Source organism: Ensifer sp. ENS07 (assembly GCF_014852185.1).
Taxonomy (GTDB): Bacteria; Pseudomonadota; Alphaproteobacteria; order Rhizobiales; family Rhizobiaceae; genus Ensifer; species Ensifer adhaerens.
In genome coordinates, this window is the sequence record NZ_JACVBE010000010.1 from 23929 (window position 1) to 42112 (window position 18184).

An 18184-nucleotide genomic window follows, 5' to 3' on the forward strand; every position below is an offset into this window, starting at 1 on the left:
TTACTGCCCCATTCCCAGTAACTTGCCGACGGTGAAGATGTCCTTGTCGCCGCGGCCGGAGAGGTTCATCAGGATGATCTCGTCCTTGCCCATTTTTGGCGCGCGCTTGATGACTTCGGCAAGCGCATGCGACGGCTCGAGCGCCGGAATGATGCCTTCGAGACGGGTCAGCGTCTGGAACGCCTCAAGCGCTTCGTGGTCCATGATCGGCACGTATTCGACGCGACCGACATCGTTCAGCCAGGCGTGCTCCGGGCCGATGCCGGGATAGTCGAGACCGGCCGAAATCGAATGCCCTTCCTTGATCTGGCCGTCGCCGTCCTGCAGCAGATAGGTGCGGTTGCCATGCAGCACGCCGGGCGAACCGGCTGTGATCGAGGCGCAATGCTCGTCGCCTTCGATGCCCTTGCCGCCGGCTTCGACGCCGACGATCTTGACGCTCTCGTCATCGAGGAACGGATGGAAGATGCCGATTGCGTTGGAGCCACCGCCAACGGCGGCAATGACGAGATCCGGCAGCCGGCCTTCGGCGGCGAGCATCTGCTCCTTGGCTTCCTGGCCGATCACCGCCTGGAAATCGCGGACCATCTCCGGATAGGGATGCGGGCCGGCAGCCGTGCCGATCAGGTAGTAGGTGTTGTCGACATTGGTGACCCAGTCACGCAGCGCCTCGTTCATGGCGTCCTTGAGCGTGCCGCTGCCGGCCGTCACCGGCTTTACCTCGGCACCCAAGAGCTTCATGCGGAAGACGTTCGGCGCCTGGCGCTCGACGTCGGTCGCGCCCATGTAGACGACGCAGGGCAGGCCGAAGCGGGCAGCGACGGTTGCCGAAGCCACGCCATGCTGGCCGGCACCGGTCTCAGCGATGATGCGCGTCTTGCCCATGCGCTTGGCAAGCAGGATCTGGCCAATGCAGTTGTTGATCTTGTGCGAGCCGGTGTGGTTCAGCTCTTCGCGCTTGAAGTAGATCTTGGCGCCGCCAAGCTCCGCCGTCAGACGTTCAGCAAAATAGAGCGGGCTCGGGCGGCCGATATAATGCGCGCCGAGATGCTCCAGCTCCGCCTTGAAGGCCGGATCGTTCTTCGCGTTGTCCCACTCGTTCTGGAGATCGAGGATCAGCGGCATCAGGGTTTCGGCCACGAAGCGGCCACCGAAGATACCGAAACGGCCGTCCTCGTCCGGGCCACCCCGGAAGGAATTCAACTTTGGCGCCTGGTTCACGTCCTGCTCCCTGACCGTGGCATGCCCGCCTCCGCCTGGCGAACGGCATTGAAAAACGATTCCATGAGCTTCAGATCCTTGACGCCCGGCGCGCTCTCGACGCCGGAGGAGATATCGATGGCACGCGCGCTGGTCTGCGCCATGGCCTCGCCAATGTTGTCGGCGTTAAGACCACCGGAAAGCATGTAATCGACGCTTCCGTCAAGCGCATCGAGAAGCTTCCAGTCAAAGGAAACGCCGTTGCCACCGGGCAAATCGGACCCTTTTGGCGGCTTGGCATCGAAGAGGAAGCGATCGGCAATGCCGATATAGGCATCGATCTTTTCAAGGTCAGATGCTTCGCGCACCGAAAGGGCCTTCATGACGGTAAGGCCATACATCGCCTTGACCGTCAGCAGTCGCTCCGCGTCCTCGCTGCCGTGAAGCTGCAGGATATCCGGATTGAGGGCCGAGACGATCTCGTCAAGCTCGTCATTGTCGGCATTGACCGTGACGGCGACGATCTTCGCCTGGCCGCGAATCCTGTCGGCGATGCGGCCGGCATCGTCGGGCTCGATGTTCCTGGGGCTCTTCGGGAAAAAGATGAAGCCGACATGGGATGCGCCGAGCGCGACAGCACGCTCGGCCGCTTCCGCGGTCTTCAGCCCGCATATCTTCACTTGGGTTTTCATGAGAAGCGACCTTGCATGAAATGCCGCGCGAGTCGAGCCAAAAACCGACGCAAAAGCGGTCACTCAGCGCCCCTGCACCCGTCCTTTGGCGGGTGCGCGCCCCTTGCGCGGCAGGCGCGCTTTCACCATATGCATTTTACCACAACGGAGAGACTGATGCGCCTGTTGCTCGCGCTTATCCTGCCTTGGCTGCAGTTTTTTACCATCGGCCGCCCCTTTGCTGGCCTCATTTGCCTGATCCTGCAGTTGACCCTGATCGGCTGGGTTCCGGCGGCGATCTGGTCGGTCTATGCGCTCAGCCAATACAAGACCGACGAGAAGATCCGCGAAGCGCTGCGCCACCGCGCATAACGCGCCGCTCGTCGCCCTCCAAGATTCAATCGAAGTCGATCGCGTGAAGCATCGTGCCGTTGCGGCGGAGCCATCGCTTGGCATCGTCCGTATCCGGACACAGCCTCCCACACAGCGCCCAGAAGTCGGCCCCGTGATTCATTTCCTGCAAATGTGCCACTTCATGCGCAGCGAGATAGGCGATGACCTTTGGCGGCGCCATGACGATGCGCCAGGAAAAACTCAGCGCCCCGTCGGCTGAGCATGATCCCCAGCGGCTGCGCGTGTCCTTGAGCGAAAGCGACTTTGCCCTCCGGCCGATACGGCCGGTATAGATCGCCACCAACCGGTCGAGATCCTGGCGCGCTTCCTTCTTCAGGAAATCGACGATGCGCCGTGTGAGATGTTCCTCGCCACCGCTGACGCGCAGCACCGGTTCGTCATCGATCACGATCGCTTCCGTGAGCCCACGGATCTTGCCGGTGCGCTCGATGCGGTGGGCAACGCCGCGGATGAGGATGGAACCGCCCTCCTCGATCTGGCTTTCGCCGGAGAAGCGGGCGAGCTTGGTCATCAGCCAGCCCTGGTGCCGTGTCAGGAAGGCATTCACCTCGCGCTCGGGGAGGCCCTGCGGCACCGTCATCTTCAGGGCCCGCCCGCCTGGCTCGATGCGCAGCGTCATGCGCGTCGCGCGCGCGTTTTGCTTGATCGTCAGCGGCAGGGACTTGCCGGCGACCTCGATCTGCCGCGTTGTTGCGGGTGGTGCAGGTTGAATGCGCCGCTTTAAGGAAGGGAACATGCAGGCTTTCTAACCGATTCGCGGGGCTTTCGCCTACTGTTCGCTGGTTGGATGCGTGCCGAGAGTGATCCGGCGTTTCATGTGAAACGCCGGAAGCGGTTTCGTCAGGTTAATGGGCTTCGACAATCGGACCCGAGCCACCATTCTTGCGATCGCGCATGAAGCGGTCGAACTCTTCCTGGTCCTTGGCGCGGCGAAGCTCGCGCACATAGGTGTCGAATTCTTCGCGCATCTCGTCGAGCTTGCGGCGCTCCTCTTCGAGGCGAGCCAGTTCAGCTTCGCGCCAGTCGTCGAAAGCGACGTTGCCGGTACGATGCGTCCAGTTGGAACGGCGGCCGCCGCGCTTGAAAGCCGAGCACATGCCATCCACCGTATCGTTTGCGTCTTTCTTGAACGTCTTGAGCTTTTCGCCAAAGAGAATGTACGCGAGCATGGCCAGGCCGAGCGGCCAGAAGACCACAAAGCCAAGCACCATCAGAGCGATGGTCGCGGGCGTCCAATCCGGACGGATCATTGCAGATTGGTTCATCTTCAGGATTCCTCGCAATCATCCGGGCCGCCCATGCGACCCGATGAAAACGATGTGGGAAGGCGCCCCTGGCTCTGCAAGACGCCTCCCTCCGGAATCCGACAAACCCTTGACTCTACGCGGTCAAAACGACCCCAAGAGCCGGGATCAGGCCGACTTTCCGCCCTTGATCAGCTGCTTTACCGGTTTTGCGTGGCGCGCATGCTCGCGGTGGAACGAGACGATGCGCGGCGCGATTTCGCGGCGGAAGCGAGAGCCGTTGAAGACGCCGTAGTGACCGACATCCGGCTGCATGTAGTGCATGCGCATATGATCCGGGATGTTGGTGCAGATGGTCTGCGCCGCCTTCGTCTGGCCAACGCCCGAGATATCGTCGTTCTCGCCTTCGACCGTCAAGAGCGCGACCTTCTTGATCGCGGTCGTGTCGACGCGCTTGCCGCGATGCATCATCTCGCCCTTCGGCAGCGCGTGCTGCATGAACACCACCTGCACGGTCTGCAGGTAGAATTCGGCCGTCAGGTCCATGACCGCGAGATATTCATCATAGAAGTCACGGTGCTTCTCGGCGGCATCGCCGTCGTTTTTCACCAGATGGGCGAAGAACTCCTTGTGGGCGATCAGGTGCCGGTCGAGATTCATCGACATGAAGCCGGAAAGCTGCAGGAAGCCCGGATAGACCATGCGCATGAAGCCTGGCTGCGGCCACGGCACCGGCATGATGACATTGTCACGGAACCATTCGATCGAACGTTCTTCCGCCAGCTGGTTGACGCCGGTCGGGTTGATGCGGGTGTCGATCGGACCGCCCATAAGCGTCATCGTCGCCGGCGACAGCGGATCGTCGGCAGCTTCCATCAGCGCGACGGCGGCAAGCACCGGCACCGCGGGCTGACAAACGCCGATCACATGCGTGTCGGGCCCGAGGAAATGCAGCATCTGGATGACGTAGTCGATGTAGTCATCCAAATCGAAGGTGCCTTCGCTGAGCGGCACCATGCGGGCATCGATCCAGTCGGTGATGTAGATATCGGAATGCGGAAGCAGGGCTTCCACCGTGCCGCGCAACAGCGTCGCATAGTGGCCGGACATCGGCGCGACGATGAGCACCTTCGGATCGGGTGCGCGGCCCTTGGGAAGCGCACGCTCGAAATGAATGAGGTTGCAGAATGGCGCCCGCCAGACGATGCGTTCGTAGATCGAAACCGATTGACCATCGACCACAGTCTCGGGAAGACCGAACTCCGGCTTGCCATAACGGCGGGTGGAGCGCTCGAACACTTCGAGACCGGCGGCGGCGGCGCGACCGAAATAAGTGTGCGAGACGGGGTTCATCGGATTGCTGAACGCGAGACGCATGGCGTCGGCTGCCGTGCGCCACGGCGCCATCATTGCGTGGTTCAGTTCATAGAGCTGGTAGAACATGGGAAGCGTACCCCTTGGTTCAATCAACGACAACGCCGCTCCCGGTCGGACGCAAGCTTGCGATTGTTTGTCTTGGTGTCCGCAATCGCTGCCAGACTACCATTTTTCTTGTGCAGCGCAACAAATATACCCGTCTCGCCTCGATACAAGGCCTGAAGCCAGAATGAATCTGGATTCCTGACGATTTGCAAACGAGCTCGCTCGAAACTGGCCGTTTTCCGCTGTTTTCGTGCATTGAGGCACGCTGCCTGACGTTTTCAGGAAAATCTGGCGCCTCGCCGCAGCAAAATATGGGTACGCTCCCCTGTGGCGATGCAGCAAAGCCGCCATCACTCAGGTGGCCGCCACTTGGATGACTGCCTTCACCAGACCCGTCTTTTCCTCCGCCCATCGCGGCAGATCGGCAACCGCGCCATCGAGCGTGGTGCGGTGGGTGATCAGCGCGTCGATAGGAACAAGGCCGGACGCGATCGACGCGACGACGTGGTCGAAATCCTGCCGGGTCGCGTTGCGGCTGCCGATCAAGGTCATCTCGCGCTTGTGAAACTCCGGATCGGAGAAGCGGATCTCGTCCTTGACGACACTGACGAAGACCAGGGTACCGCCATGGGCGACGTGGGCGAAGGCCGCCTGCATCGAACCACCGTGCCCGGTGGCGTCGAAGACGACATCGAAACCGTCGCCGTCCGTCGCAGCGGCAATGCGCGCCGCCGCATCAACATCCACGACGATGCCCTTGGCAAAGCCGAGCTTGCGAGCGGCAAAGTCCAGCCGCTCGGTACTGGTGTCGGCGAGCACCACGTCATGGCCGGCGATGCGCGAGAAGATCGCCGTGCCGAGTCCGATTGGCCCGGCACCGATAACCAGCGCCCGTGCCCCTGCATCCGTCGATGCCCGGCGGACCGCGTGGGCGCCGATCGCGAGGAACTCGACCGTTGCCGCGGCCTCCGGCGACAGACCCTCCGCCGGATAAAGATTACCCTCCGGCACGACGATCTCCTCGCAAAACGCACCGTCGGTATGGACGCCGAGAACCTTGATGGCCGTGCAGCAGTTCGGTTTGCCCTTTCGGCAGGCAATACAAGCGCCACAGGAGAGATAGGGGTTGACCACGACCGGCGTGCCGGGCGCTATCGTCGTCCCTCGCCCGCCAGAAATCACCGTTGCCGAGATCTCGTGGCCCATGACCCGCGGATATTCGAGGAACGGATGTTTGCCGGCGAAGATATGGTAGTCCGTGCCGCAGATGCCGACATGGCTGACGGCAAGGCGGACCCAACCGTCCGGCACGGTTTCGATTGGTGTGCGATCGACGACCTCCAGCCGACCGGGTTGTGGGCAGAGCACGGCTTTCATGGCAATTCTCTCGAGTACGGCGGCGCCTAGCGGGCGCTGCGGCGACGCAATTGGTCGAAATAGACGATGACGATGATCAGCGCGCCGGTGATGATGCGCTGCCAGAACGAGTTGACGTTCAACAGGTTGGCGCCGTTGTTGATCGTTGCGAGGATGAAGGCGCCGAGCAGCGGCCCGTGCACCGAGCCGACGGCCCCAAAGAGGCTGGTGCCGCCGATGACCGACGAGGCGATCGCCTGCAGTTCCCAACCCTCGGCCTGGGTGGCGTTGCCGATGCCGATGCGCGAGGCAAGCAGCAGGCCAACGAAGGCGGCGCAGGTCGACGACAGGATGTAGGCGAGATAGATCGTGCGGTGGACGTTGACGCCGGAGAGACGGGCGGCCTCACTGTTGGAGCCGACGGCGAAGAGATAGCGGCCGAACCGGCTCAAATGCAGGAAGACATAGGCCGGGATCGCCACCACGATCACCATCCAGAACAGGCTGGGAACGCCCAGGAAATCCGCCCGCGAAAAATTGGTGAAGGCCTCATTGGTGATCGAAATGGTCGAGCCATTGGTGATTAAGAGGCCGATACCGCGGAGCGAGGTCAGGGTCGCCAGCGTGATGATGAAGGGCGGCAGGCCCATGCGCACGATGCCGAAGGCGTGGAATGCGCCGATCAGGACACCGAAGGCTAGCGTGAGGATGATGGCGATCCAGAGCGGCACGCCGGCGGCCAGCAGCCAGGCGACGATAACGCTGGTGAAGCCGACCACGGCACCGACCGAAAGGTCGATGCCGGCCGTGATGATAACGAAGGTCTGGCCAACCGCAAGGATCGCCGTCATCGCCCCCTGGCGCAGCAGGTTGCTGATGTTGTTAGGCGTCCAGAAACTGTTGGTCGCGAAGCCCAACAGCAGCCAGAGGAACAGAAGCAACCCCAGGAGGGTAAGGCCGAACAGAATGCTCACGCCCTTGCGTGGTGCCGCGCTGGCGCCGCTCTCCACCGTTTCCGCACTCATCGTCTTCCTCCCTGCATCCTCAAGTTTGTTTTTATCGGTTCAAACGCCAATTGCCTGCGTCAGCACTTCCTCATGGCTCGCGGCGCGATAGTCGTGGCTGGCGACCAGCCGCCCGCGCCGGAACACGTGCAGCCGGTCCGCCAGTTCGTAGACCTCGGGCAGATAGGACGAGATCAGGATGATGCCCGCCCCGTTCTCCAGAAGCCGCGCGAACAGGCGATAGATTTCCGCCTTGGTTCCGACATCGACGCCGACCGTCGGCTCGTCGAAGATGAAAAGCTTGGCGCCGTGGCTCAGCCACTTGCCGATGACGATCTTCTGCTGGTTGCCGCCGGACATGGCGGAGGCCAGCACCCGGCGTGACGGCGTCTTGATCTTCAGGTCGCGAATCTGGCGGTCGGCGTTTTCCCGTTCCTGCTGGCCATTGATCGTCAGACCGCGTGTCAGCCGGTTGAAAACCGGCAGATTGATGTTGAGGCCGATCGGCAGGTTGAGGCAGAGGCCCTGGTCGCGCCGGCTTTCCGGCGCAAGCGCAATGCCGAGGTCCATGGCCTTACGCTCGCTGGCGATCTCAACCTTGCGGCCTTGCCAATAGACCTCACCGGCGGTCGGACGATGGCGGCCATAAAGGCCGAGCGCGAACTCGCTGCGTCCTGCGCCGATCAGCCCATAGAGGCCGACGATCTCGCCGGCGCGCACGGTCAGCGACACATCCTGAAAGCCGGGGCCGCTCAAGTTGCGCGTCTCGACGATCATCTCGCCGGGCGGAAAATGCTCCTTGTGATAGATCTGCTCGATCGTGCGGTTGATCATCAGCGCGATCAGTTCCGCCTCATTGGTCTCGCCGATCTTGCGGGTGCCGACATGGGTGCCGTCACGCAGCACCGAGACACGGTCGGCAAGCTCGAACACTTCCTCCATGCGATGGCTGATATAGACGATCGTCACGCCTTCGGCCTGCAGCCTTCGGATCAGCCGGAAGAGCTGTGCCGATTCCTGGCGGGTGAGATAGGCGGTCGGCTCATCGAAGATCAGAAACTGCGTGCCGCGCATGGCCGCGCGTGCCGTGGCGACAAGCTGCTGCTGGCCGATCGTCAGGCTACCAAGAACGGCACCGGCCGGCAGGTTAAAGCCGAGATCATCCAGCACGCTTTGTGCCGCATCGGTCATGGCGCGCTTGCGCATCAGGCCGTTGCGATTGATCTCGTCGCCGAGAAACATATTGGCCGCGACCGACAGGTGCGCGCAAAGTACGACCTCCTGGTGCACGGCATTGATACCGCGCTCAATCGCCTCCTGCGGCGTGCCAAGCTGAACGGGTTTTCCGCACCAGAAGATTTCACCGGATGTGCGCTTGATGACGCCGGTCAGAAGCTTGATCAGCGTCGACTTGCCGGCCCCGTTCTCACCGACGATCGCGTGAACTTCACCGGAAAGAAAGGTCAGAGACGCCGGCTTCAAGGCTTCGACGGCGCCATACTTCTTCTGCAGGGCGCGCAGCTCCAGGATAGGCTCGCCTTTCGGAACCGGATGGCGTGTCGCCACATGCAGTCCTTCGGTCCTCCCGTCGCGTGCCTCTTGCAAATCGGTCATCTGCGCATTCCTCCCATCGCAGAGATCGCTTGCGGCCGGTCCTCGTTCCGGCCGCAAGCGGGCGCGGCAGGCTCAACGCCCGCCGCAGCCGTCGTCACTTGACCTTCGGGTTCAAGAGAGCGTCGATCTTCGGCTCGGCCATGTTGGCCTTGGTCACCAGATTGGCGCCGGTATCGACATTCGCCTCGACCTTCTCCTTCTTCGAGACCGCGAGCGCCGTCTTCACGCCATCATAACCCATGCGATAGGGATCCTGAACGACGAGACCGGCCAGAACGCCTTCCTTGAGGAAGCCGACCGTCTTGTCGTCGCTGTCGAAGCCAATCACCTTGATCTTGTCGCCGAGCTTGTTTTCGGCAATTGCCTGGCCGACACCCTGCGCCATGATCAGGTTGGACGCGAAGACGCCGACAAGGTTGGGATTGGCGGTGATCAAGTCGGTCATGATGTTGAGGCCGGTGGTCGCCTGGCCGTCGGCATATTTGTCGACGACGACCTTGAAGCCCGGATACTTTGCCTTGACCTGATCGAGGAAGCCTTCGCGGCGCTGGTCGAGCGAGCCGACGCCCGGAAGGCTGGTGATGATGGCGATTTCACCCTCTTCCTTGCCGCTCATTTCCTTGACCGCCGCAGCGAGACCATCGGCAGCGATGCGGCCGCCCTGGACGTTGTCGGTGGTGAGGAACGACGAGAAGGCCTTGGAGTCGGCACCGGAGTCGATGCCGATGATCGGAACGGCCTTTGCCGCCTCATCGATCGGCTTGCCGAGCGCCTTGAATTCCGTCGGCGAAATGACGACGGCAGCCGGCGCGCCCGCAACCGCGTTCTCGAGAATGCTGATCTGGCCGTTGATATCGGATTCGGATTGAGCGCCGAGTTCCGGTACGTTGACGCCGAGATCCTTGCCGGCGGCGCGGGCGCCAGCGAGCACGATCTGCCAGTAGAAGGACGTGGTATCCTTGACGATGATCGGGATCGTCACGTCCTGCGCGAAGGAGGCGACCGGCGACATGCCGGCGATCATCGCGGCGCCGGCCAAGACGGTAAAGGCGCGACGGGTAAGGCTGCTTTTCAGAATGCTCATCCCAGGTTTCTCCTCTTGGTGCACCGTGTTCCACTTCTTGGAGATCGATCGCAGGTGCTGGCTTATCGACCTTTTATCGATAAAAAACATATTGGAATGCTAATACGACAATCCCGGCTTGGCAAGCTGCCGGAACAGCATTTTAGACGGCGCTTTAGTGCCGTCCGTTAAACCCGAACCGGCTCGTCCCCGAGCTCCGGTGCGACCAGTGTGAAGGGCTCGAAGGCGGCGAAATCGGCGGCGGAAAACCGGTGCTCGACGAGCGCCATGTTGCGCGCCAGGCTCTGCGGCTTGGCGGTGCCGAGCAGCACCGAGGCGACCTGCGGACTGGCGAGCGGAAACTGCATGGCGGGTGCGGCAAGCGGCACGTTCATGCCGCGGGCGACCGCGTCCATGGCACCGACCTTTTGCCGGATATCTTCCGTTGCCGGCATGTAGTCGAAATGCGCGCCTTCGACCGGTCCCGTCGCCAGGATGCCCGAATTGAAGACCCCGCCGACGACGAGCGAAGTCTGCTTCTTCTCGCAGAGCGGCAGCAGTTCGGCGACAGCCGATCGGTCTAGCAAGGTATAGCGCCCAGCGAGCAGGATGCAGTCGAGATCGGCCTGGCGCAGGACGTCGAGACAGACCGGCACCTCGTTGACGCCAAGACCATAGGCCGCAATCGTTCCCGAGGATTTCAGCTCCTCCAACGCCTTGAGGCCGCCCTCCAGCAATTGCCGCAGATAGATCGCATTGCGGGCGGCGCCATGGGTATAGACGCCGATATCATGCACATAGAGGATATCGATGCGGTTGAGCCCGAGCCTGGCGTAGCTGAACTCGACCGAGCGCATGATGCCGTCATAGCTGTAGTCGTAGGTGACGTCGAAATTGAGCGGCTTCACATAGGAATAGTCCGGCACCTCGTCTTGCGGCACCGGATGCAGGAGACGGCCGACCTTGGTGGAAAGCACGAACTGGTCGCGCGGCTTATCGCGCAGGAAGTCGCCGACGCGGCGCTCGGCAAGGCCGAGGCCGTAGAAGGGCGCAACGTCGAAGTAGCGCATGCCCGACTGCCAGGCAGCGTCCAGGGTCGCCATCGCCGACTCGCGGGTGCATTCGCGGTAGAGGCCGCCAAGACCGGCGGCGCCGAAGCTAAACTCGGTCACCGATAGGTCGGTTCGACCGATCCGTCTCGTCTGCATTTCCCCGTTTCCTCCTCCAAGGCCTACGTAATTAGAGCGTTGCGCCCAGATGCCAGGGCACGAACTCATTATCGCCGTAGCCGAAAAGCTCGCTCTTGGTCTTGCGGCCCGAAGCGGTCTCGATGATCAGGTCGAAGATCTCGCGGCCAAGCCCGGCAATGTTCGCCTCCCCCGAAGCGATCACGCCGCAATCGATATCCATGTCCTCTTCCATCGCCCGGTAGAGCGCCGTGTTGCTGGTAAGCTTGATCGACGGCGCGGGCCGACAGCCGAAACAGCTGCCGCGACCGGTGGTAAAGGCAATGACATTGGCGCCGCCGGCGACCTGGCCAGTGGCCGATACCGGGTCGTAGCCAGGCGTATCCATGAAGACGAGCCCGTGCTCGGTGACGCGTTCGGCATAACGGTAGACCGCGTTCAGCGGCGAGCGGCCGCCCTTGGCGACGGCACCGAGCGATTTTTCGAGGATCGTGGTCAGGCCACCACGTTTGTTGCCCGGCGAAGGATTGTTGTCGAGCGAGGCGCCATGCATCGCCACATAGCTCTCCCACCAGGCAATCAGCCCATCAAGTTTCAGCGCCACTGCTTCGTTGACTGCACGGCTGCGCAACAGGTGCTCGGCGCCATAGATTTCCGAAGTCTCGGAGAGGATCGCCGTGCCGCCGGCCGCGGCAAGGATATCGACCGCAGCACCCAGCGCCGGATTTGCGGTGATGCCCGAAAGCCCATCCGAACCGCCACATTGCAAACCGACGATGATCTCGCTGACCGGGATCGCAATACGACGTTCCTTGCCGACTTCGGCCGCAATTTCCTCGAGAATGCCCAGCGCCTTTTCAACGGATCGACGCGAGCCGCCGGCTTCCTGGATGTTGAAATGACGTTTCTCCGCGCCGCCGCCGCTCTGACCATAGAGCGTCAACTGGTTGACCTCGCAGCCGAGGCCGACCATCAGAACGCCGCCGAAATTGACATGGCGGGCGTAGCCGGCGAGCGTGCGGTGCAGATTGGCCATGCCGTCGCCGGTCGAGGACATGCCACAGCCCTGATCGTGCACGATCGGCACGAAACCATCGATACCCTCATATCTCGGGAGAATGCGCCTGTTCGCCTCCTCGGCGATGGCGCGACAGACCGTGGTGGAACAGTTCACGCTGGCGACGACACCGATGTAGTTGCGCGTCGCTGCCCGGCCATCACCTCTTCGATAGCCCATGAAGGTGCGGGCCTTGTCGGCATCGCTTGCCGCTTCCGGCACCCCCTGTGGGCTGATCGCCAAGCGATCCTTGTCGAAGGCGAGGTTGTGGGAGTGCACGTGGTCGCCCGGCGCGATATCGGCGGTCGCCCGGCCGATCGCCTGGGCGTATTTCAAGACCGGCTCGCCGGCGCGGATCGGGCGGATCGCGATCTTGTGGCCGGCATCGACTTTCGCTGCTGCATGAACATTGTTCGGCAGGGCGTCGCCAGCGGCAATGGCCAGCGTCGCCACGACGACATTGTCCTCCGGTGCGAGCAGGATGGTGGACGGCGCAGACACCCGGTTTCTCCCAAATGATTTTCGTTCTGTCTTTTATCTACAATAGACAGATAGCCGTCAATGGGTATTATAGCGAAAACATCGGCGGCAGGCCGAGACGCCGCGGAGCGACTTGGGAGGAACAGATGTGGATGACAGACGCAGACAAAACCGGAGCGACGAGATAGAGGAGCCTTCCGCGTAAGCGCAGAAAACTTCGAACGATCCGGACGTCGCCCATGGCAAAGCAGAACACCGTCTTCAAGGATGCCTATAACCGCTGCCTGAAGTTGCTGGCGGACACATCCTCGCTGCCCTCCGAGCCAGAACTCGGACAGATGCTCGGCGTCAGCCGGACGACGGTGCGCGCGATCCTCAGCCGCTTCGAGGAACTGCAGCTGATTGCCTGGGACAAGCGCAAAAAGAGCGTGCTGCGACAACCCCGGCCCGACGATTATTTTCCGACGGAAGAGACGGATTCACTCGCCGAGATCATCGAGCGCAGCTTCATGCGCCGGATTCTCGCCGGCGGCGCCGAGCCGGGCATGCAGATCAACGAACTGGAACTGGCGCGCGACATTGGAACCGGCACGACCAGCGTGCGTGAATTCCTGATCCGCTTCAGCCGCTTCGGCCTGATCGAGAAGCGGCCGAACAGCCATTGGATCCTCAAGGGTTTCACCCGCGAATTCGCGCTGGAACTGACGGAAGTGCGCGAGATGTTCGAACTGCGCTCGGCCGCGCGCTTTGTCTCTTTGCCCGACAACCATCCGGCGTGGGATGAGCTTCGGGAGATCGAGGCTCTGCACCGGGACATCCTCGCCGACATCGACAATCGCTACCGGGAGTTCTCCGAGCTCGACGAGCAGTTTCACCTGCTGGTACACAAGGCATCGAGCAACCGGTTCATCGTCGATTTCTACGACATCATCGCGATCGTCTTCCACTATCACTACCAGTGGAACAAGACGAATGCCCGCCAGCGCAACGCCCGCGCGCTCGAAGAACACCTCGCCTATATCGAAGCACTGCGTTCGCACGACCCGGCCAAGGCGGAACAGGCCTGCCGGCGACACCTTCAGTCCGCTCGCGAAACCCTGCTCCAATCCATTCCATAGCCAGCTATCGGAGCCTATGCATGCCGACGCCGATCGTGCAATTCGGGACGAGCCGTTTCCTTCAGGCGCATGCCGACCTCTTCATCAGCGAAGCGCTGAAAAAGGGGGAAGCGCCCGGTCCGATCACGATCGTGCAAACGACAGGTTCGAGCGAACGGTCTGGACGCCTTACAGCCCTTGCCCGGCCGGAAGGCTTTCCCGTCATCATCCGTGGCATCCAGGAAGGCGAGACGATCAACGCGACGCAGCGAGTGACAAGCGTGGCGCGCGCGCTTTCGACCGCCCAAAACTGGAGCGAGATCCGGGCGATTATCGCCGAGGAAGCCGAAATCCTGATCTCCAACACCGGCGACACGGGTTACCAGGTCGGCGACAACGACCTGATAACCGACATTCCGCTTTCCTTTCCGGGTAAGCTGCTCCTGCTCTTGAAGGCGCGTTTCGACGCGGCCCGACGCCCGCTGACGATTCTTCCTTGCGAGCTCGTGTCGCGCAACGGCGACGTGTTGAAGGCGCTGATGCTGCGGCTCGCGGCGGAGCGGATGGGAAACAGCGCCTTTATCGACTGGCTGGACAAGGATGTCGTCTGGGCCAACACGCTGGTCGACCGCATCGTCTCCGAGCCGCTCGAGCCTGCTGGTGCAATTGCCGAACCTTATGCGCTCTGGGCGATCGAAAACCAGTCCGGCCTGCGGCTCCCTTGCATCCATCCGTGCGTGAAGCTCGTGGATGACCTGACGCCTTACGAGAAGCTGAAGCTTCACATTCTCAATCTCGGCCACACGGTGCTCGCCGAGCTCTGGCTTAGGCAAGGTCGCGGCCAGAACGAGACCGTTCGGAAAATCCTGGCCGACCCCGGCATCGCCGCGCACTTGGACAAAATCTACCAATCCGAAGTGATCCCCGCCTTTGCCGCAAAAGGCCTGGAGAGCGAAGCGGCAGACTACGTGACCGCGACGCTGGAACGCTTCAGAAACCCGTTCCTCAACCACCGCCTAGGCGATATCGCCAATCATCATCGCGAAAAGATCGAACGGCGGATCGTCGATTTGCGGCGTTGGAGCCCCGGCGTAGCCATGCCCGAGCTCCAGGCAATCTGCGATCAGTAGCCGGATTCCTGCTTTTTCGGAACCGACGTCGCCTCGCCGAGAAACTCCTGGCGTAATGCCGTCGTCGCGCGCACGAGCGAGGTGACATCCGTGCCGATCGCCATGAAATCGGCGCCCATCTCGCGATAGTCTCGCGCCTGTTCGAGATCGAGCGTCATGATGCCCCGCGCCTTGCCGGCCTTCTTGATGCGCTCAAACGCGTCGGCGATCGCCGCGCGCACCTCCGGATGACCCGGCTTGCCAAGGTAACCCATGTCGGCCGCCAGATCGGAGGGGCCAATGAACAGGCCGTCGACGCCATCGAGCGCGGCAATCTCGTCGATGGCGGCAAGACCTGCGCGGCTCTCGATCTGCAGGATCAGGCAGATTTCGTCGCCGGCGGTCTGAAGATAGTCGCCGATGCGGCCGAACTCCGAGGCCCGCCCGAGGGCGGCGCCGACGCCGCGAATACCATGGGGCGGATAGCGGGTGGCGCGCACCAACTGCTGCGCTTGCGCCAGGCTCTCGACCATCGGGATCAGGAGGGTCTGCACGCCGGTATCGAGGATCTGTTTGATCAGCACGGTATCGCCCACCGGCAGGCGAACCATCGGGTGGCTCGCCGATGCGGAGACGGCACGAAACTGTGCGGACAGCAGCGGGATATCGTTCGGCGCATGTTCGCCGTCGATGAGCAGCCAGTCATAGCCGCTGCCGGACACCACTTCGGCCGCATAGGGGCTGGCTAGCGCCACCCAGAGCCCAAGCTGGAAGCGGTTTTCGCGCAGGGCTGCTTTGAAAGGGTTCTTCGGTGCCGGCATGGGTCGTCTCCTCCTGCTATGCGACGGGACGAGCGATGCCTCAATCCCGCAATCACGAGATTTCTACCGGCAAAGAAAAAAACCGGCCAGAACTTTCCGGCCGGTTTTTCAGATTGGGTACCGTATCTTACGCAACGCCGCCGAGGCAGACGTATTTGATCTCGGTGAACTCCTCGATGCCGTAGCGCGAGCCCTCGCGGCCAAGTCCGGAAAGCTTGACGCCGCCGAACGGCGCTTCCGCCGTCGAGATCAGCCCGGTGTTGACGCCGACCATGCCGTATTCCAGCGCTTCGGCGACCCGGAACACCCGCGCCAGGTCCTTGGCGTAGAAGTAGGACGCGAGACCGAACTCGGTGTCGTTGGCCTGCTCGACGACATCCGCCTCGTCGGTGAAGCGGAAGAGCGGGGCGACCGGCCCGAAGGTTTCCTCGCGTGCAACCGCCATCGCCTGGGTGACGTCGGCCAGAACCGTCGCTTCATAGAAGGTGCCGCCGAGCGTGTGACGCTTGCCGCCCTGGATCACCCGCGCACCCTTGGACGCCGCATCGGCGATATGCTCCTCGACCTTTTCCAGCGCCGCCTTGTCGATCAGCGGGCCAAGGATCACGCCTTCGTCGAGACCGTTGCCGATCTTCAGCTTGGCGACCGCCTTGGCGAGCTTGTCGGAGAAGGCATCATAGACCTTGTCCTGCACATAAATGCGGTTGGCGCACACGCAGGTCTGGCCGTTGTTGCGGAACTTGGCGATCAGCGCGCCTTCGACGGCGGCATCGAGATCGGCATCGTCGAAGACGATGAACGGCGCATTGCCGCCGAGTTCCAGCCCGAGCTTCTTGATGGTGGCAGCACTCTGGCGATAGAGCTCGGCCCCCACTTCTGTCGAGCCGGTGAAGGTCAGCTTGCGCACGACCGGGTTCGAGGTCATCTCGGCGCCGATCTCACGGGCAGAACCGGTGATGACGCTGAAGAGGCCCTTCGGCAGGCCTGCACGCTCGGCCAGAATGGCGATCGCGATCGCCGAGAACGGCGTCTGGGCAGCCGGCTTCAACACCATGGCGCAGCCGGCGGCAAAGGCCGGGCCGGCCTTGCGGGTGATCATCGCATTGGGGAAGTTCCAGGGCGTGATCGCCGCGACGACGCCGATCGGCTGCTTCATGACCAGGATGCGCTTGTCGGGCTGATGGCCGGGGATCAGGTCGCCATAGATGCGGCGCGCCTCTTCGGCAAACCACTCGACGAAGCTTGCACCGTAGACAATCTCGCCGGTCGCCTCAGTGAGCGGCTTGCCCTGCTCCAGCGTCAGGATGCGGCCGAGATCGTCCTTGTTCTCGATCATCAGCTCGAACCACTTGCGCAGCACGCCGGCGCGGTCCTTGGCCGTGCGCGCTGCCCAGGTCTTCTGGGCCACGCGCGCGGCCTCGATCGCAGCCCTGGTTTCCTTGGCGCCGAGCTTCGGCACCCGGCCGATGATTTCGCCCGTCGCCGGGTTGTTCACCTCGATCGCGTTTGCCGCGTCCGCCTCGATCCACTCGCCGCCAACGAGGGCTGCCTGGCGAAACAATGATGGGTCTTTAAACGACATGATCCGTCCTCTCTCAAATCCTACAGAACTTATACAACTTTTTTTTTGGAAACGGCAATGACCTCGAGTCGCCGTTTCTGCAATTTCCTGAGGCGCACAAGGCGCGCGGGCGCTCACGTTTCCATGTATCCAACCCGTTTCTTCGCCATCCGTCCTCATGTAGCGTTCGAAACGAATCAAACCATGGGCCGCCAGTCGGTCCAGCGGCATTCCCAGGTTCACGCGACACCGAGAAGAGGCTTGTCCATGACGGCGACCGACAACAGAAAAGCTGACCATCCGATCGATGCCATGTTCATCGAGCGCTGGTCGCCCCGCGCCTTCACCAATGAGGAAATCGACGAAAAAACCCTGCTTTCCTTCTTCGAAGCGGCGCGTTGGGCGCCGTCTGCCAGCAACCGTCAACCCTGGCGCTTCATCTATGCGCGCCGCGGCACAGATCGCTTCCCGGTGCTGCTCGACACGCTCGACGAGGGAAACCAGCGCTGGGCGAAGAACGCGGCAGCACTTCTGATCGTGATTTCAAGAACGCATAATGCAGCGCAGAACGGCGAGATGCGGCACGCCTATACCCACGCCTTCGACACTGGGGCGGCCTGGTACAGCCTCGCTTTGCAGGCCTCGCTCGCGGGCTGGCACACCCATGGCATGGCCGGTATCGATCGCGACAAGGCGATGCACGCCCTGAATGTTCCCGAACACTACCGGGTCGAAGCCGCCGTTGCGATCGGCCGGCTTGCCGATTCCTCGACGTTGCCGGACGATCTGCGCGCACGCGAAATCCCGAGCCAACGCCAGCCGGTCGGCGAATTCGCCTTCGAGGGCCAGTTCAAGGGCGAATGAAGCGCCAACGAAAAATCCCG

General features: G+C 62.3%; 17 protein-coding genes. 4 read left to right on the top strand and 13 right to left on the bottom strand.

Annotated elements, in window-relative coordinates; genetic code table 11:
• Positions 1-1221, bottom strand: a complete 1221-nt coding sequence (trpB, locus tag IB277_RS25430; RefSeq protein ID WP_034801666.1) for a tryptophan synthase subunit beta — start codon at positions 1219-1221, stop codon at positions 1-3.
• Positions 1218-1892, bottom strand: a complete 675-nt coding sequence (locus IB277_RS25435) for a phosphoribosylanthranilate isomerase (protein WP_090295148.1) — start codon at positions 1890-1892, stop codon at positions 1218-1220. Before IB277_RS25435 ends, trpB begins: the two co-directional genes overlap by 4 nt.
• 156 nt (positions 1893-2048) lie before the next feature.
• On the opposite strand from IB277_RS25435, the gene IB277_RS25440 reads away from it, so the two are divergent.
• Positions 2049-2243: a YqaE/Pmp3 family membrane protein gene (locus IB277_RS25440; protein ID WP_034801662.1), complete on the top strand. Its 195-nt coding sequence runs from the start codon at positions 2049-2051 to the stop codon at positions 2241-2243.
• A 25-nt stretch (positions 2244-2268) separates the two neighbouring features.
• On the opposite strand, the gene IB277_RS25445 is transcribed toward IB277_RS25440, so the two are convergent.
• The 9 genes from IB277_RS25445 to IB277_RS25485 form a co-directional block, all read right to left on the bottom strand.
• The gene (locus IB277_RS25445; protein ID WP_110819710.1) at positions 2269-3021 is read right to left on the bottom strand and encodes a M48 family metallopeptidase; all 753 of its coding nucleotides are present in this window, start codon (positions 3019-3021) and stop codon (positions 2269-2271) included.
• 109 nt (positions 3022-3130) lie between these two features.
• Positions 3131-3550, bottom strand: a complete 420-nt coding sequence (locus IB277_RS25450) for a DUF2852 domain-containing protein (RefSeq protein ID WP_034801651.1) — start codon at positions 3548-3550, stop codon at positions 3131-3133.
• A gap of 147 nt (positions 3551-3697) precedes the next feature.
• Positions 3698-4972 carry a polyhydroxyalkanoate depolymerase gene (gene phaZ / locus IB277_RS25455; RefSeq protein ID WP_090295152.1) on the bottom strand — a complete coding sequence of 425 codons (1275 nt, stop codon included), beginning with the start codon at positions 4970-4972 and terminating at the stop codon, positions 3698-3700.
• A gap of 333 nt (positions 4973-5305) precedes the next feature.
• Positions 5306-6328 (bottom strand): zinc-binding alcohol dehydrogenase family protein, encoded by a 1023-nt coding sequence (locus IB277_RS25460; RefSeq protein ID WP_090295153.1) that lies wholly within the window; start codon positions 6326-6328, stop codon positions 5306-5308.
• Positions 6329-6354: 26 nt separating this feature from the next.
• Positions 6355-7332, bottom strand: a complete 978-nt coding sequence (locus IB277_RS25465) for an ABC transporter permease (RefSeq protein ID WP_034801644.1) — start codon at positions 7330-7332, stop codon at positions 6355-6357.
• A gap of 39 nt (positions 7333-7371) precedes the next feature.
• Positions 7372-8925: a sugar ABC transporter ATP-binding protein gene (locus IB277_RS25470; protein WP_110819709.1), complete on the bottom strand. Its 1554-nt coding sequence runs from the start codon at positions 8923-8925 to the stop codon at positions 7372-7374.
• 94 nt (positions 8926-9019) lie between these two features.
• A complete protein-coding gene (locus IB277_RS25475; protein WP_090295156.1) occupies positions 9020-10009 on the bottom strand; it encodes an ABC transporter substrate-binding protein in 990 nt (329 codons plus the stop codon).
• Between the two features lie 167 nt (positions 10010-10176).
• On the bottom strand, positions 10177-11196 hold the full coding sequence (locus tag IB277_RS25480; protein ID WP_060608954.1) for an aldo/keto reductase: 1020 nt from the start codon (positions 11194-11196) through the stop codon (positions 10177-10179).
• A 31-nt stretch (positions 11197-11227) separates the two neighbouring features.
• On the bottom strand, positions 11228-12733 hold the full coding sequence (locus IB277_RS25485; protein WP_090295158.1) for a UxaA family hydrolase: 1506 nt from the start codon (positions 12731-12733) through the stop codon (positions 11228-11230).
• Between the two features lie 218 nt (positions 12734-12951).
• Here IB277_RS25485 and IB277_RS25490 point away from each other — a divergent pair, with 218 nt between their 5' ends.
• Together IB277_RS25490 and IB277_RS25495 are read left to right on the top strand one after the other, a co-directional pair.
• Positions 12952-13830 (top strand): GntR family transcriptional regulator, encoded by an 879-nt coding sequence (locus IB277_RS25490; protein ID WP_034801634.1) that lies wholly within the window; start codon positions 12952-12954, stop codon positions 13828-13830.
• Positions 13831-13850: 20 nt separating this feature from the next.
• A complete protein-coding gene (locus IB277_RS25495; protein WP_110819708.1) occupies positions 13851-14939 on the top strand; it encodes a mannitol dehydrogenase family protein in 1089 nt (362 codons plus the stop codon).
• Here the strand turns inward: IB277_RS25495 and hpaI are convergent.
• Positions 14933-15739, bottom strand: coding sequence for a 4-hydroxy-2-oxoheptanedioate aldolase (hpaI, locus tag IB277_RS25500; protein ID WP_060608968.1), 807 nt, complete (start codon positions 15737-15739; stop codon positions 14933-14935). The two genes, IB277_RS25495 and hpaI, sit on opposite strands and share 7 nt — an antisense overlap.
• Positions 15740-15866: 127 nt before the next feature.
• Positions 15867-17321, bottom strand: a complete 1455-nt coding sequence (gabD, locus tag IB277_RS25505) for an NADP-dependent succinate-semialdehyde dehydrogenase (protein ID WP_090295162.1) — start codon at positions 17319-17321, stop codon at positions 15867-15869.
• Positions 17322-17567: 246 nt separating this feature from the next.
• On the opposite strand from gabD, the gene IB277_RS25510 reads away from it, so the two are divergent.
• Positions 17568-18164 carry a nitroreductase family protein gene (locus IB277_RS25510; protein ID WP_090295164.1) on the top strand — a complete coding sequence of 199 codons (597 nt, stop codon included), beginning with the start codon at positions 17568-17570 and terminating at the stop codon, positions 18162-18164.
• Positions 18165-18184: the final 20 nt, after the last annotated feature.

Bases quoted from the DNA above. Each gene is read 5' to 3' on its own strand.
- IB277_RS25435 (WP_090295148.1), bottom strand. From the start codon at position 1,892: ATGAAAACCCAAGTGAAGATATGCGGGCTGAAGACCGCGGAAGCGGCC.
- IB277_RS25440 (WP_034801662.1), top strand. From the start codon at position 2,049: ATGCGCCTGTTGCTCGCGCTTATCCTGCCTTGGCTGCAGTTTTTTACC.
- IB277_RS25445 (WP_110819710.1), bottom strand. From the start codon at position 3,021: ATGTTCCCTTCCTTAAAGCGGCGCATTCAACCTGCACCACCCGCAACA.
- IB277_RS25450 (WP_034801651.1), bottom strand. From the start codon at position 3,550: ATGAACCAATCTGCAATGATCCGTCCGGATTGGACGCCCGCGACCATC.
- phaZ (WP_090295152.1), bottom strand. From the start codon at position 4,972: ATGTTCTACCAGCTCTATGAACTGAACCACGCAATGATGGCGCCGTGG.
- IB277_RS25460 (WP_090295153.1), bottom strand. From the start codon at position 6,328: ATGAAAGCCGTGCTCTGCCCACAACCCGGTCGGCTGGAGGTCGTCGAT.
- IB277_RS25465 (WP_034801644.1), bottom strand. From the start codon at position 7,332: ATGAGTGCGGAAACGGTGGAGAGCGGCGCCAGCGCGGCACCACGCAAG.
- IB277_RS25470 (WP_110819709.1), bottom strand. From the start codon at position 8,925: ATGACCGATTTGCAAGAGGCACGCGACGGGAGGACCGAAGGACTGCAT.
- IB277_RS25475 (WP_090295156.1), bottom strand. From the start codon at position 10,009: ATGAGCATTCTGAAAAGCAGCCTTACCCGTCGCGCCTTTACCGTCTTG.
- IB277_RS25480 (WP_060608954.1), bottom strand. From the start codon at position 11,196: ATGCAGACGAGACGGATCGGTCGAACCGACCTATCGGTGACCGAGTTT.
- IB277_RS25490 (WP_034801634.1), top strand. From the start codon at position 12,952: ATGGCAAAGCAGAACACCGTCTTCAAGGATGCCTATAACCGCTGCCTG.
- IB277_RS25495 (WP_110819708.1), top strand. From the start codon at position 13,851: ATGCCGACGCCGATCGTGCAATTCGGGACGAGCCGTTTCCTTCAGGCG.
- hpaI (WP_060608968.1), bottom strand. From the start codon at position 15,739: ATGCCGGCACCGAAGAACCCTTTCAAAGCAGCCCTGCGCGAAAACCGC.
- gabD (WP_090295162.1), bottom strand. From the start codon at position 17,321: ATGTCGTTTAAAGACCCATCATTGTTTCGCCAGGCAGCCCTCGTTGGC.
- IB277_RS25510 (WP_090295164.1), top strand. From the start codon at position 17,568: ATGACGGCGACCGACAACAGAAAAGCTGACCATCCGATCGATGCCATG.